Raw genomic sequence first — 14,842 nt, 5'->3', positions numbered from 1 at the left:
GCGCGGCGGGCCCGGCGGAGCGGATCACCGGCCGGACGGCGGGCGGGTGGTACGCCCGCGCCGTCCATGGCAGATGCTCGGCGTCATGACACCGTCGCCAACCACCCGGGCCGCCGGCTCGGGAAACCTGCGGGACCATGTCTACGTCGCGCTGCGCCATCGGCTCATGTCAGGGGAGTTCTCCTTCCGGGACCGCCTGGGAGAGGAACGCGTCGCCGCGCTGCTGGGGGTGTCGAGGACACCGGTGCGCGAGGCCCTGACCCGGCTCGCCGGGGACGGCCTGGTCGAGAAGAGGCAGGACGGCGGCTACTACCCCGCGGAACCCGACCTCGCCGGGCTGCGCGACCTGTACGAGATCCGGGTCACGCTGGAGCTGCGCGGGCTGCAGCGGGCGCTGGAGTCCGGCGCGGCGCACCAGGCCGCCCTGCTCGAGCCGCTGCGCGACGACTGGCGGGCGCTGCGCGCCGATCCGCCCACGCCCGACCCGGCCTTCGTCGCCCTGGACGAGAACTTTCACATCACGCTCAGCCGGGCGTCCGGCAATGGCGAGCTCGCGAACATGCTCGACGCGGTGAACGCCCGGATTCGCCCGGTGCGGATGTACGACTTCCTGACCGCCGACCGGATCGAGCTGACCATCACCCAGCATCTCGACATCCTCGAGAAGGTGCTCGCCGGGGAGATGGAGGCGGGCGTGCGGGCGCTGCGCAGCCACGTCGGCGAGTCGATGGAGGTCGTGGAGCGGCGGGCGGCCCGGGCCATCACCCAGATGGTGCTCAACCGCGGGCGCCCACCCCGCTCGGCCACCTAGCACGAACGTCCCGCGTCACGGCCCGTCCACCAGCACGGCCCCGTCCACCAGCAGGGCGTGCCGACCCGAGACGGCGTGCCGACGAGAGACGAAACCGGCCGAGGAGGAGCAGATGACAGTCACCACCGAACCCGTGGCCCCCACGAACGCTGGCCTCACCGTGGGTCCCGTCACCGCCGAGCCCTACGACTGGCCCTACGACGGCTCGTTCAGCCCCGCGACCACCGCCGTCATCAACATCGACTGGCAGGTCGACTTCTGCGGCGAGGGTGGCTACGTCGACGCGATGGGGTACGACCTGGCGCTCACCCGGGCGGGCCTGGCCCCCACCGCGGCACTGCTGGCGGTGTTGCGCCCATTGGGCTTCATGATCATTCACACCCGGGAGGGGCATCGCCCCGACCTGTCCGACTGCCCGCCGAACAAGCTGTGGCGCTCGAAGCGGATCGGCGCCGGGATCGGCGACGCGGGCCCGCGCGGGCGCGTCCTCACCCGTGGCGAGCCGGGCTGGGAGATCGTCCCCGAGGTGGCTCCCCTGCCGGGCGAGGTGATCATCGACAAGCCGGGCAAGGGCTCGTTCTACGCCACGGACCTCGACCTGGTGCTGCGCCGGCGCGGGATCACCCACATCATCCTGACGGGCATCACCACGGACGTCTGCGTCCACACGACGATGCGCGACGCCAACGACCGCGGCTACGAGTGTCTGATCCTCTCCGACTGCACCGGGGCGACCGACCCCGCCAACCACCGGGCGGCCCTGCACATGGTGACGATGCAGGGCGGGGTGTTCGGTGCGGTCGCGACCTCGGCGGCGGTGCGGGACGCGGTCTCGGCCGCGCTCGCGGCGGCCTGAGCGACCGCCCGGTGAAGGCGACCGCCCGGTGAACCGGCCCCCACCGGACCTGCAGGCCGACGTCCTGCGCGCCGGCTACCTCTCGGGACGGCTGAGCGTGCGCGAGGTGGTGGACGGCGTCTACGACCGGATCGCCGCCCGCGGCGACGACGGAGTGTGGATCACTCCGGTGCCGCGCGCGGAGGCGCTGCGCCGGGCCGCCGAACTGGACGGCCTGCTGGTGAGCTCGCGCCGTGGGGCCACCGGAGCCGGGACCGCCGAGGCCGGGACCGCCGGAGCCGGAGCCGCCGGGGCCGGGGCCGGCCTGCCGCCGCTGTTCGGGCTGCCGTTCGCGGTGAAGGACAACATCGACCTCGCCGGGCTGCCCACGACGGCCGGCTGCCCCGATTTCGGGTATCTCCCGGCGGACAGCGCGCCGGCTGTCGCCCGGCTGCTCACGGCCGGCGCGGTCTGCGTCGGGAAGACCAACCTCGACCAGTTCGCCACGGGACTGTCCGGCGCCCGCTCTCCCTACGGGATCCCCGCGTCCCCGTTCGACCCACACATGATCTCCGGCGGGTCGAGCTCCGGATCCGGGGTGGCCGTAGCGGACGGGCTGGTCACGTTCGCGGTGGGCACGGACACCGCCGGCTCGGGCCGGGTGCCGGCGGCGCTGACCAACACCGTCGGACTCAAACCGTCCCGGGGGCTGGTGAGCACCAGGGGCGTGGTGCCCGCCTGCCGCTCGCTGGACTGCCCGAGCGTCTTCGCGCTCTCCGTCCCCGACGCCTACCGCGTGCTGTCGGTGATGCGTGGTTACGACGCGGAGGACCCGTACTCCCGCCGGTTCCCCGGGCCCGGCGACCCGGCGCCGGCGTGGATCGGCGGGCCGGAGCCGACACCGTCGCGGATCGGTGTGCCGGAGCCGGCACCGTCGCGAAGGGGCGGGCCGGGGCCGGCCCGGCCGCGGGTCGGCGTGCCCCGGGCCGATCAGCTCGACTTCCTCGGCGACGCGGGCGCCGCGGCCGTGTTCGGCGTGGGCGTGGGGCTGCTCGCCGACGGGGGCGCCGAGGTGACGGAGATCGACCTCGGCCCGTTCCTGGAGGCGGGCACCCTGCTTTATGGCGGCCCGTGGCTGGCGGAGCGGTACGCCGCCGTGGAGGCTTTCCTCCGGAGGGTCCCGGACGCCGGCCCGACGGACCCGGTGCATCCCGTCATCCGCGCGGTTCTCGAACCGGGCGCGGCGATCACGGGGGCCGAGGTGTTCCGCGGCCTGACCCGGCTGCGCGCCCTGCGGCGCGGCGCGGAACGGACCTGGGCGGACGTCGACGTGATCGTGGTGCCGACCGTTCCGACGACTTACCGGATCGACGCGATGCTCGCCGACCCGATCCGCCTCAACGCGAACCTCGGCCGGTACACGACGTTCGCGAACCTGCTGGACCTGGCCGCGGTGGCCGTTCCGGTGGGGTTCGCGGCGGGCCTGCCGTTCGGCGTCACCCTGCTGGCCCCGGCGGGAGGCGACGACCTGCTGGCGGCGCCGGCCGAGCTGCTGCACCGGCGCAGCGGCGTGCCGGTCGGCGCGGGTTCCCATTCCCTGCTGCTCCCCGCCGGCGCCGCGGCGGAGATCCCGACCTGACGGACCAGCGCCATTACCAGCTCCGATCCAGGCGAAGCCCATAAATGTGACGCGCTATACACGAGTTAGCGACACAACACAAGGTGACTTTCGGCATTGGTTTCCGTCACGAAGGGGCGCGATACTTATCGGGTAGGAACCTGGGGTAACTCTGGCGCGTCCACCGCGACCTCGCTCCCTTCGGAGACGACGTGACGCTCACCATCGGCAAAGAAGCCGGCACTCTCACCACACCTGGCGGCCGTGCGGCCGGACCTTCGACGGCACTCGTGCCGGTCACAGCACCCCCGCCGCCGGGGGCGACACCGTCGCGCGCCTCCGGAGCGGCACCACCCGGCCCGGTGGGCCCGGTCGAGATCACATTGACCGCCGGGGCCACGGCCACCGCCGGGCTCGGAGCCACAGCGGGCCTCGCGACCACCGCGGGGCTCACAACCACCGCGGGGCTCACGACCACGGCGGGGCTCACGACCACCGCGGGGCTCACGACCACGGCCGGGAGCAGGGCGGTGGCCACCGCCGCGCTCTCCGCCGTCGAGCTCCGGCCCTCGGCGTGCCCCCTCTCGGCCCGCGTCGAGCTCCTGGAGGAGGGTGCCGTCATCCATCTGTCGGGGCTGCTCGTGGCGAGCGCCGCCGGCGCGGCGCGGTCCGCCGTCACCCGGGCGGCCGCCCTCGGGCAACGGGAGATAATCGTCGATCTCGCCGCCGTGCGGGACGCCGACCCGCTCGGCGCGGTGCTGCTCGGAGCCATGAGCCGGCATGCCACCCGCTGCGGCTCCCGGTTGCGCCTGCGCAACGCGGGGCAGCGGGTCCGCCAGGCGCTGGACGACCGTGGCGTCCGGGTCGAGGTGCTGGGACCTCTGGGCTGACCTCGACGGTCGCCCCTGTTCGCACGTACCGTTGGGGGGTATTTCCGGGGTGACGGCGCGGGGCGGGCGGTGCGGGTGAAGGCCGAAGTCAGCCAGACGGCTCAGGGCGGGACGGCGCAGAGCCAACCGGCCGAACCCCAGTCAGCCGTACCCCAGTCTGACCACGCCAAGTCACAGCACGGCTACACCAACAGCAAGGACGAGTACACCGCCCGGCTGCGGCGGATCGAGGGCCAGGTCCGCGGTCTGCAACGCATGGTCGCCGAGGACAAGTACTGCATCGACATCCTCACCCAGGTGTCCGCGGCCACCCGTGCCCTGCAGTCCGTCGCGCTCGGCCTGCTGTCTGATCATCTCGCGCACTGCGTGGCACAGGCCGTCGCCGAGGGCGGCCCCGCGGCGGACGAGAAGGTCCGCGAGGCGACCGCGGCCATCGCCCGTCTCGTCCGGTCCTGAGGCCCGGCCCGTCGTCTGACGGGTGGTCTCATTCGCCGGGCGGGCGGGGGCGGTCGTCGAGCGCCTCGACCAGGCGGCCCAGGGCCGGCAGGGCCGCGATGATCGCGTCACGGTCGTCGTCGGCGAGGATCTCCATGGCGGAGCCGATCCGCCGCTCGTGCGCCTGCAGCCATCCGGTGAGGGCCCGCTCGCCCGCCTCGGTGAGCCGCAGGGCCACGGCCCGGCGGTCCGCCGGATCGCGCTCGCGCCGCACGAGACCGGCATCGGTGAGCTGGGCGACCAGCGTCGAGACCGAGTTCGGCGCGAGCCGCAGCAGCCCGGCGAGCTCCCCGACCCGGGTGCCGTCCCGCTCGGCGACGCACTGGAGCAGCTCCACCTGGGCCATGGGCAGCGACTCCCAGGGGATGTCCGTGCGGATGCTGCTGCGCAGCACCCGCCGCAGCCGCGTGACGACCTCGGTGAGGCCCACGGCGTTGGCATGCTGATCTACCGTCATGACAACGGGCAGGTTACGCCCGCGGGAGCCCGACGTCCGGCCATCCCGCACACGGTCCGCTCCCCTGTCTCCGGGTCCGCCCGGGACGGAGACCGAGGTGACGGTGACGGAGGTAGCGTCGGGCGATGACGGGTACCGGTGAGGACGGCCGGCGGGTCGTCCCCGGCGTCGACCCGGCCGCGGTGTTCGAGCGGGTGCGGCTCGACGACCACTCCTGGGTGGACGTCGCCCGCGGCTGGATGTCCGGCGCGGACGAGCTCTACGACACCGTCCGGGACGGGACCTCCTGGCGTCAGGGAACCATGTGGCGCTACGAGCGCCACGTGACCGAGCCACGGCTGAGCGCCTTCATCCGCAGCGGGCGCCCGGTGTCCTTCCCCGCCCTGCTGGACGCCTACCGCGCGCTGCGCCGCCGCTACGGCGTCGACTTCGACGGGTACGGGATGTCCTGGTACCGCGACGGGAACGACGCCGTCGCCTTCCACCGCGACCGCGAGATGCGCTGGCTGGACGAGACGGTCATCGCGATCCTCACCCTCGGCGCGCGCCGGCCGTTCCTCGTGAAGTCCCGGCACCTGCCGCCCGGCCGGCGCATCCTCAACGACCCGACGGCTCCCGGTGGCCGCGATCTCGCCCCGGCCGGCGGCGACCTGCTCGTGCTCGGCGGGCGCGCGCAGGCCGACTGGCTGCACGCCGTGCCCAGGGTCCCCGGGTACGTGGGCGGGCGCATCTCGGTGCAGTGGCGGTGGACGTCCCGCGCCGGGCGACCGGAGATCGGGCCCGGTTACGGCGCCGCGCGGTCGTTCTCGCGCTGAGGCGGCAGCGCGCCCGCCGTCGCGGCGGTGGCGGCGGCGCCCGCGGCTGGCGCGGCCGAGGTGGCCGAGGTGGCTGGGGTAGCTGGGGTGGCCGTCGCGGCGAGCAGGGCGCCGCCGAGTGCGACCGCGGCGAGCAGCAGCATCGTCGTGGTGAAGCCACCGGCGGCGTAGGCGAGCGCCGACACCGAGACCCCGAACGCCGTGCCGAGCCCGCGGGTCATGTTCACCACGCCGCTGGCCATCCCGCTCTGCGGCGCCGGCACGACAACCATGACGGCGCCGTTGTTCGACGGGGTGAACAGGCCCAGCCCGCAGCCGATCAGCGCCAGCGCGGGCACGCCGACAGCCGGGCCGCTCCCCCCGGCCGCCAGCAGGCCGAGGCCGCCGGCCACGCCCACCATCGCCCCGGACGTCACGGCACGGACACCGAACCGGGCGACGAGCGTGCCCGCGACGGGCGCCGCGACCCCGATCGAGATCGGCAGCGCCGCCAGCAGCAGGCCCACCGCCACCGCGCTGTCGTCGGAGTTCTGCGGGATCGTCAGCAGCAGCCCGAACAGGACGAGGAAGGAGAGCGTCCCCGCGGCCAGCCGCGGCCCGACCGCCCGGTGCGCCACCAGCGCGAGGTCGACCATCGGGCTCACCGCGGACGACTCCCGGCGGACGAACAGCACCCCGCCCAGCGCCGCGACCAGCACCAGCCCGCCGACGGCGGCGAGCGGGCCGGCCGAGCGGGCGGACTCGCCGACCGACAGCGCGAGCAGCACGGCCGACACCGTGGGCACCAGGAGGGCCAGGCCCGACCAGTCGAACGGCGTCCGGGGCGCGGGTGCCCTGGTGCGGGGCAGCAGCAGGACTCCGAGCACGAACCCGAGCACTCCCGCGGGTATGTGCGCCCAGAAGACCCACCGCCACCCGCCGAGTTCGAGCAGCAGGCCGCCGGCCAACGGCCCGAGGGAGAGCCCGAACGCCTGGGCGGCGCCCTGGGCGCCGAGCGCGGCGGTGAGCCGCCTCGGCTCGACGCTCGTCGCGATCAGGGCGACGCTGTTCGCCTGCAGCATGGCCGCGCCGAGAGCCTGCGCGACCCGGCAGGCGATGAGCACCCCGATGCCCGGGGCCAGCGCGGCGCCGACCGAGGCCACGGTGAACAGGGCGAATCCGTACAGGGACAGCAGCTTGCGGCCGTACATGTCGGCGAGCCGGCCGAGCGCGGCGATGGTCGCGACCAGCGTCACCAGATAGGAGAGGCTGACCCAGGTCGCCAGGCCGAGGGAGACGCCCAGGTCGGCCCGCAGGTCGGCGAGCGCGATCGTGACGATGCTGGCGTCGAGCTGCCCCAGGAAGCTGCCGATGCAGACGGTGCCGACCGTGAGGACGGTCGCCAGCGAGGACTCCCGGATCCTGGCCGGCCGGGCGGGCTCCCGCAGCAGGGCACCGGCCACACCGGAAATCCGTCCCGGCCAGCTCGCGATCTCCACGTCTTCATATTCCTCTGTAACAGAGGTATCTGTCGACCGCGACCGGACGAAGTCACACGGACACACATCGCGCGTCTCCGCGTCCCGGCGGGGTCAGGCTTGGGGGCAGGGCGGTGAGTAGTGGCGGTTCGGGATGTAGCTGCGCCAGTCCTGTCTCGTGATCTCGGCCTGGACCCGGCCGCAGACCTGGTCCCGCGCGGTCCGCGGGTCGAGATCCCAGACCCGCGCGCCGTTCCCGTCGGCGACGGCGAGAGTCCGGGCGGGCCCCTCGGCGAAGGCGAGCGCGGTCGGCGCGAGACTCCCCGGCTGGGGCGTCGCCGCCGCGAGCGCCGCCGGTTCGAGTGGGACGGCCGCCTGCCCGGTGATGGCGAGCGCCGCGAGCTCGGAGGGCCCCTCGGCGCCAGCCGGCGCCGTGCCAGCCGGCGCCGTGGGTGTGGACAGGGTCAGCCGGGCCCGCGGCCGGGTCGGGTCCGACATGTCCCAGACACCGACATCGCCGCCGCCCACCGCGGCGGCCACCGCCAGTGCCCGCCCGTCCGGTGAGAAGGCCACCATCCCCGCGCCACTCGCGGTGGCGAAGGAGGTGAGCCGGCGCAGCCCGCGCGGGTCGCCCGGCCGGTAGATCTCCACGACGGACCGGGACTTCTCCGGCGGTGCCAGGGACGAGGCGACCGCCGTCGCGGCCGGCGCGGCGGGCTGCGCCGCGATGTCCCGCAGGCCGGTGGTCGCCACCGCGAGCGTCCGGCCGTCCGGTGAGTAGGAGGCGCCGGCGACGACGCCCTCGCCGTGCAGCAGGCCCTGCCGGCGCGGTTCGCGCGGATCATCCAGGGACCACAGGGAGAGGCGGGCGGCCCCACCGACCACGAGCTGATCCCCGCCCGGGGAGAACGCGAGCGCCGTGATCGGCCCGGGGGTCCGCAGGACGGCCAGCTCGGCGGGCGCACGCGGGTCGGTCACGTCCCACAGCCGGAGCGTGCCGTCCGAGGAGCCGGTGGCGATCGCGTCACCGGCGCGGCTCACCGCGATCTCGCCGACGGTGCCGGTCTGCCCGGCCAGCACGCCGAGCCGTTCCACCGCGCCGTCCGGCGTCACCCGCCAAAGCTGGACGTTGCTGGCCCCCGCGCCGGCCGGCTCCCCGGCCGGACCGGCCGCGGTGACGATGATCTGGCCCGCGGCGGCCGGTCGGCCGGGCGGCGACACGTAGCCGACGGCGCTGACCGCGGGCCCGTCGACCGGGAACGCGGTGATGCGACGGTTGCCGGACGGGTCGGTGAGGTCCCAGAAGCCGGCACCGGTGTCGCCGGCGGTGACCAGGCTGCTGCCGTCCGGGGCGACGGCGAGGTCGCGGACGTCGCCGGGCAGATGGCCGGTCCGGCGGACGGCCGCGGCGACGAGTGCCTCGCCGGCCGCCGCGGTCGGAGCGATCTCGTAGGCCGCCGCGGCGAGCTGGCCGGCGAGATCCGGCTGACGCTCGAGCAGTGCCCGGGCCTGGCCGGCGGTGGCCTTGGACGCCCGCACCGCGGCCTGGGCCCGGACAGCCCCGGTGATCTCGACCGCCAGGGTGAGGACGGCGAGGCTGGCGATCCCCGCCAGGAACAGCCGGAACAACCAGTGTCCGTCGGGCCCGCGCCGACGCCCGCCCGCCGGCTCACTCCGTTCAGCCGGCTCCGACAGCTCTGCCGGCTGAGCCGGCTTTGATGCCTTGGTCGACTCCGATGGCTGAGCCGGCGGGTCTTCGACGCGGGGCTCCGCCTCAGCTTCCGGCTCCGCCTCGACCGCCGGCTCCGGCTCCGCCTCGGCCTCCGGCTCCGCCTCTGCTTCGGGCTCCGGCTCCACCGCGGCCCCGAGCTCCGGCCCCGCCTCGGCACCAGGCCCGGTGTCGGCGGCGGGAGCCGGCTCCGAAGCGGCCGCCGGGTTCGGCACGTTCGCCGGCAGCACGGTGGCCCCGGTGAGTTCGGCGAGTTCGACGCCCGCCGAAGAGGTCTCCGGGCCCGCTTCGGCGACGGCGTTCACCGCCGCCGCGACGGCGATCTCGAGCGGATCCAGGCCGGTGGGCGCGGGCAGGCCGTCGCCGAGCCGTCCGAGCACCTCGAGCAGTTCCGCGGCGCCGGGTCGGCGGGACGGATCCTTACGCATCGTGGCGCTGACCACGTCGCGCAGTACCGGGTCCAAACCGGTGAGATCAGGTTCCGCATAGACCGCTCGTTGCAACAGAACCTGCGGTGATCCGTTACCGAACGGCAGTCGTCCGGTGGCGGCGAAGAGCACCGTGCCACCCCACGTGAAGATGTCCGACGCCATCGTGAGCGGCTGCCTCAGGACATGCTCCGGGGTAATAAAAGCGGGGGTACCCATCCCGGGCCCTGATCCGCCGCGGCCCGGCAGGGCGACGGTGTTAAGTACTCGCGACAGGCCGAAGTCGACCAGCCGGATTCCATCCTCGAAAAGCACCACATTCGCCGGCTTCAGGTCACCGAAGACAAGACCGGCGCCATGGAGCCCGGTCAGCGCCGACCCGAGCGCCACGGCGAGCCGTCGAACGTCGGACACCGCCAGCGGACCGCCCTGCGCGACCGTCGCCGCCAGGGTCGGAGCGTCCACGAACTCGGTGACGACATACGGCGGATCGGCGGAGGTGTCGGCGTCGAGGATGTCCGCCAGGCACAGAGGTGCCAGTGCGCGGACGGTCTCGAGATCAGCGCGCAGCCGGCGGCGGAATTCATGGTCGCGGGCGAACGCCGCACTGATCACCTTGATGGCCACCTGGCCGCCCTCGGGATCCCTCCCGAGATAGACCGGCCCGGTTCCGGCCTCTAGCAGCTGACGTTCAACAGCATACGGACCGACCGAAACCGGTTGATTGCCGCGCGAACGTTCGAGGTGTCGCCGGGCAATGACCACAGATTCGACACCTCCGAAATATTTGTGAAACCCCGTAACGGGATGTCGCAGGCGCCTCGGGCGCAACCGCATGTTATCGGCGCGGTCGGGCCCCTACGCGGCCTGGTTACGCTTCGCGGTTCCCGAGGACGGCCGCGGCGGCGAGCAGCGGGCCGGGATGGCGGTGCACCGCCTCGGTCGTCAGCGGGCCGCCGGCGAGCGCGCGGAGAACCTCCTCGCGGTGCGGGACCTGCGTACCTGACGCCCTTACCAGCCCGGCGAGTGCGACGAGCCCGCCCAGATGACGCTCCAGACCATCCCGATCCGGGCCGGGAAACCCGCCCAGCCACGCCCGGTGCTGGTCCGCGCTCATGATTTCCCACACCACCCGGTCCGTCACCCCCACGGGCCCCTTCGGACCACCCTGCGGACCACTCGGACCATTCGGCCAGCCGTGAACGGCCACGATGTGCGGCACTCTAACCAGCCCGCCGGAGAGTTCCGGGCGGTGGTCCGCCAGGACGATCCGCACCGACAGGTCGCGGCCGGCCCGGGCGTCGCGGACCCGGCCGGCGAAGCAGACCGCGAGCGCCGCGACGGCCGTCGGCGCGTAGCGCGCGTGCACGGCGACGGCTGTCAGGTCGGCCGTGCGCACCAGGGCGGTGGCCGTGCGGGCGGCCTGGGCGGGGTCGGCCGTGACGAAGTCGACCAGCGTCACGATCGAGCCCTCCGCCGGGTCTCCGGGCCGCACCCGGCAGACCGGGGAGTCCGGTGCGCGGCGGACCCGGTCGATGGTGATCAGGCCGTCGGCGTAGGGCAGCCGCAACGGGGGCAGATCCGCGGCGGCGATCGCGTGCGGGTCGCCGCCCGCCATCGACCCGCCCCCTCGCGACCACTCCCGGTAGGAGGGATCTTACCGTCAGCGCACACGGCAGGGGGGCGAATCAGCGACAAGCCGGTCGGGGCCACTGACAGCCCCGCGACACGGACAGCCCCGGGATGCCGGCGACCCCGGGACCGGGCCGCCCGCTCGGGCTACTCGGGCTGGCCGCCCGTCGAGCGGGCGAAGGGCCGCAGCCGGGAGACCAGGCCGCGTACCTCGGCGCTCGCGGCGGCGAGCGTCTCCTCGTTCGACGTCGCGGCACCGTCGAGGAGCACGTCGAGGCCGATCAGGCGCTCGGCGACCTCGGCGATGAGGTCGAAGTCCCGCACCCGCTGGTGGGCGAGCTCGGCCAGCCGCTCGTTCTTCTCGAACAGCTCGACGAAGACGCTCACCTTGGCCCGCAGCAGCCAGGGGTCGAACGGCTTGGCGATGTAGTCCACCGCGCCGACCGCGTAGCCGCGGAAGGCGTGATGCGGCTCGCGGTCGATCGCCGTCAGGAAGATGATCGGCGTGTCCCGCGTCCGCCCGCGCTGCTTGATGCGATGCGCGGTCTCGAAGCCGTCCATTCCGGGCATCTGGACGTCGAGAAGGATGACCGCGAAGTCGTCGATGAGCAGGCGCTTGAGCGCCTCCTCACCTGAGGACGCGGTCACCAGATCCTGGTCCAGGGAGGCGAGGATCGCCTCCAGCGCCATCAGGTTGTCGGGGCGGTCGTCCACCAGGAGGATCTTGCTCCGGGGCCGCTCAGTGTTCGACGCGCCCTCGGTGTCGACAGGACCGCCGGTCCGCTCGGTCACCCGCCTACCTCCTCCTTCGCCGGTCGGCCTGGGTGTTCGTGGCGCCGACGCCACTGCTCCACCATCGCCGATCGGCATGTCCGGGCCAGCACCGGCCCGTCGACACCTACCCGAATGCGCACCATACGCGATCTGATCATCACAGATACGACCGCATCACTCCGAGCAGGAAATCAAGATCCACCGGCTTGGTGATGTAGTCGCTCGCACCGGCGGAAATGCTCTTCTCCCGGTCACCGGGCATCGCCTTGGCGGTCAGCACGAGGATCGGCAGCGCCGCGAAGGCCGGCATCGCCCGGATCTCCAGCGTGGTCGCGTTGCCGTCCATGCCCGGAAGCATGACGTCCATCAGTACCAGGTGCACCGGTGTGCCGTCCTGCTGGAGCATCCGGATGGCGTCGTGGCCGTTGTCGGCGTACAGCACCCGCATCCCATGCATCTCCAGGGCGCTGGTCAGGGCGAACACGTTACGGACGTCGTCGTCGACCACCAGGATGCTGGCGCCCACGAGCGGGTCGCCGCCGTCGGTGTTCGGCGTCGGCGGCCGCACGGGCGCCGGCGGGTCGAGCAGGAACGGGGTGCCCTCGGCGGGCGCCCGCTCGCCGCCCGACCCGGTGCCGCCCCGGCCCGACCACGAGGTCCGCGACAGATTGCGGACCGCCTTGGGCTCGCCGGGCCGGCCGGGGGTGCCGTAGACCCGTTCGCCGTCACGCTGCCGGGTGGTGCCCGCCCCGTTGACCGGGCCGGCGGGAGCCTTGCCGGTGCCCTCCCGGTGTGCCGCGTCGCCGGGTGTCTCCGGCCCCGCCGGCCGGCGCTCCGCCGGGACGAGGGCGGCCCGCTCGACACCGGCCAGCACCGGCCCGCGGCCGTCGCCCCCGCCGTCGGCCCGCGGCCGCGACTGGACGGCGCCGTCCACGATCATCAGGACACCGTCGGGCTCGCCGGGGTGGGGGCCCACCGGCGCCTCCGAGGGCATCACCGACGGGACGAACAGGGTGAACGTGCTGCCCTGTCCGATCTGGCTGGAGACGGCGATCGACCCGCCGAGCAGCCGGGCGATCTCCTTGCTGATCGACAGCCCGAGGCCGGTGCCGCCGTAGCGGCGCGAGGTCGTGCCGTCCGCCTGCTGGAACGCCTCGAAGATCATCCTGAGCTTCTCGGCGGCGACCCCGATCCCGGTGTCGGTGACGGCGAAGGACAGCACCATCGGCGCCGAGCGCAGGCTCGGCGCGACGAACGGGGTCTCCGACGGGGCGACGGCGACATCCAGCCGGACGGTACCCGCGTCGGTGAACTTGACCGCGTTCGACAGCAGGTTCTTGAGCACCTGCTGGATGCGCTGCTCGTCGGTGACGAACTCGTCCGGCACGTCCTCGGTGACGCTGATCTCGAAGGTGAGGCCCTTCTCCTCGGCGGTGGGCCCGAACACGCCCGCCACCGCGTCGCACAGCGCGGCGGTGCGCACCGGGCCGGCGTCGACGTTCATCTTGCCGGCCTCGACCTTGGAGAGGTCGAGGATGTCGTTGATCAGCCCGAGCAGCTCGGAGCCGGCGGAGTGGATCGTCTCGGCGAAGTCGATCTGCTTCTGGCTCAGGTTGTGGTCGGGGTTGTCGGCCAGCAGCTTGGCCAGGATGAGCAGGCTGTTCAGCGGGGTGCGCAGCTCGTGGCTCATGTTCGCCAGGAACTCCGACTTGTACTGCGAGGACAGCGCGAGCTGCTCGGCCTTCTCCTCCAGCCCGATCCGGGCCAGCTCGATCTCCTGGTTCTTCTCCTCCAGCAGCGCCGCCTTCTCCTCCAGCTCGTTGTTCGTGCGCTGGAGCTCGACGGACTGCGAGCGCAGCTCCTGGGTCAGCCGCTGCGACTGGGCCAGCAGCTCCTCGGTGCGGGCGTTCGCCATGATCGTGTTCAGGACGACGCCGATGGTGTCGACGAGCTGGTCGACGAGCGTGAGATGCAGGTCGGAGAACGGGGTGAAAGAGGCCAGTTCGATCACACCGAGAACCTGGTTCTCGAAGATGACCGGAACCACGACCAGGTCGCACGGCGGGGCCTCGCCCAGGCCGCTGCGGATGTTGAGGTAGCCGGCGGGCACGTCCTCGACCCGGATGCGCTTCTTCTCCAGCGCCGCCTGGCCGATGAGGCCCTCGCCGAACAGGAACGTGCCGTCCGATCGGCGCCGCGGCACCGAGCCGTAGCCGGCGACGTAGCGCAGCTTGTCGCCCTCGATGAAGTCGAGCAGGTAGACCGTGCCCTGCTGGGCGTTCACCGCCGGCGTCATCTCACTGATGATCATCTGGCAGACGGTGTAGAGGTCGCGCTGGCCCTGCATCTTGCTGCCGATGAGGGCCAGGTTCGACTTGAGCCAGTCCTGCTGGGCGTTGACCTCGGTGGTCTCCCGCAGCCGGGCGATCATCTGGTTGATGTTGTCCTTGAGCTCGGCGACCTCGCCCTCGGCCTCCACCGTGATGGAGCGGGTCAGGTCACCGCGGGTCACCGCGGTGGACACGTCGCCGATCGCGCGGAGCTGGATCGTCAGCGTCGACGCGAGCTGGTTGACGTTGTCGGTCAGGTCCTTCCAGGTGCCCGCGACCCCGGCGACCGTGGCCTGGCCGCCCAGCTTGCCCTCGACGCCCACCTCGCGGCCGACCCGGGTGATCTCGGCGGCGAAGGAGGAGAGCTGGTCCACCATCGTGTTGACGGTGTCCTTCAGCTCGGCGATCTCGCCCTGCGCGGTCACCGTGATCTTCTGCGAGAGGTCGCCGCGGGCCACCGCCCGGGTCACCGCGGAGATGTTGCGGACCTGGCTGGTGAGGTTGCCGGCCATCGAGTTCACCGACTCGGTGAGATCCCGCCAGACCCCGGAGACCCCCCGAACGTGCGCCT

General features: G+C 73.3%; 12 protein-coding genes. 6 read left to right on the top strand and 6 right to left on the bottom strand.

The annotated features are described in order from the left end of the window. Positions 1-85: 85 nt before the first annotated feature. The 5 genes from B056_RS0111500 to B056_RS45365 all read left to right on the top strand — a co-directional run bounded on the left by B056_RS0111500 (position 86) and on the right by B056_RS45365 (position 4,610). Positions 86-811 (top strand): GntR family transcriptional regulator, encoded by a 726-nt coding sequence (locus tag B056_RS0111500; protein WP_026239582.1) that lies wholly within the window; start codon positions 86-88, stop codon positions 809-811. Between the two features lie 112 nt (positions 812-923). Further along, positions 924-1,667: a biuret amidohydrolase gene (biuH, locus tag B056_RS0111495; RefSeq protein ID WP_026239581.1), complete on the top strand. Its 744-nt coding sequence runs from the start codon at positions 924-926 to the stop codon at positions 1,665-1,667. A 28-nt stretch (positions 1,668-1,695) separates the two neighbouring features. Beyond that, on the top strand, positions 1,696-3,285 hold the full coding sequence (locus tag B056_RS0111490; protein WP_018502005.1) for an allophanate hydrolase: 1,590 nt from the start codon (positions 1,696-1,698) through the stop codon (positions 3,283-3,285). 191 nt (positions 3,286-3,476) lie between these two features. Continuing rightward, a complete protein-coding gene (locus B056_RS36150; protein ID WP_026239580.1) occupies positions 3,477-4,154 on the top strand; it encodes an STAS domain-containing protein in 678 nt (225 codons plus the stop codon). 69 nt (positions 4,155-4,223) lie between these two features. Beyond that, entirely contained in the window at positions 4,224-4,610 is a 387-nt protein-coding gene (locus B056_RS45365; protein ID WP_018502003.1) for a metal-sensitive transcriptional regulator, read from the top strand. A 28-nt stretch (positions 4,611-4,638) separates the two neighbouring features. Here B056_RS45365 and B056_RS0111475 read toward each other — a convergent pair whose 3' ends face one another. After that, complete coding sequence (locus B056_RS0111475) at positions 4,639-5,106, bottom strand: MarR family winged helix-turn-helix transcriptional regulator (RefSeq protein WP_026239579.1); 468 nt, start codon at positions 5,104-5,106, stop codon at positions 4,639-4,641. A 125-nt stretch (positions 5,107-5,231) separates the two neighbouring features. Between B056_RS0111475 and B056_RS0111470 the strand changes: the two genes are divergently transcribed. Continuing rightward, the gene (locus tag B056_RS0111470; protein ID WP_018502001.1) at positions 5,232-5,921 is read left to right on the top strand and encodes an alpha-ketoglutarate-dependent dioxygenase AlkB; all 690 of its coding nucleotides are present in this window, start codon (positions 5,232-5,234) and stop codon (positions 5,919-5,921) included. On the opposite strand, the gene B056_RS0111465 is transcribed toward B056_RS0111470, so the two are convergent. The 5 genes from B056_RS0111465 to B056_RS0111445 all read right to left on the bottom strand — a co-directional run. After that, entirely contained in the window at positions 5,891-7,399 is a 1,509-nt protein-coding gene (locus B056_RS0111465; protein ID WP_018502000.1) for an MFS transporter, read from the bottom strand. The genes B056_RS0111470 and B056_RS0111465 overlap by 31 nt on opposite strands. Before the next feature lie 93 nt (positions 7,400-7,492). Further along, positions 7,493-10,300 carry a WD40 repeat domain-containing serine/threonine protein kinase gene (locus B056_RS0111460; RefSeq protein WP_076784681.1) on the bottom strand — a complete coding sequence of 936 codons (2,808 nt, stop codon included), beginning with the start codon at positions 10,298-10,300 and terminating at the stop codon, positions 7,493-7,495. A 106-nt stretch (positions 10,301-10,406) separates the two neighbouring features. Then, positions 10,407-11,153, bottom strand: a complete 747-nt coding sequence (locus tag B056_RS0111455; protein ID WP_018501998.1) for a hypothetical protein — start codon at positions 11,151-11,153, stop codon at positions 10,407-10,409. A 161-nt stretch (positions 11,154-11,314) separates the two neighbouring features. Continuing rightward, positions 11,315-11,959, bottom strand: coding sequence for a response regulator (locus tag B056_RS0111450; RefSeq protein ID WP_018501997.1), 645 nt, complete (start codon positions 11,957-11,959; stop codon positions 11,315-11,317). A 139-nt stretch (positions 11,960-12,098) separates the two neighbouring features. Beyond that, positions 12,099-14,842, bottom strand: a 2,744-nt coding sequence (locus B056_RS0111445; protein ID WP_018501996.1) for an ATP-binding protein, incomplete at its 5' end; no start/stop codon positions are given.

Origin of the sequence: Parafrankia discariae, from assembly GCF_000373365.1 — a bacterium.
GTDB classification, from domain to species: Bacteria; Actinomycetota; Actinomycetes; order Frankiales; family Frankiaceae; genus Parafrankia; species Parafrankia discariae.
The sequence above is the reverse complement of the archived record's forward strand: the minus strand, read 5'-3'. Positions and strand labels throughout refer to the sequence as shown.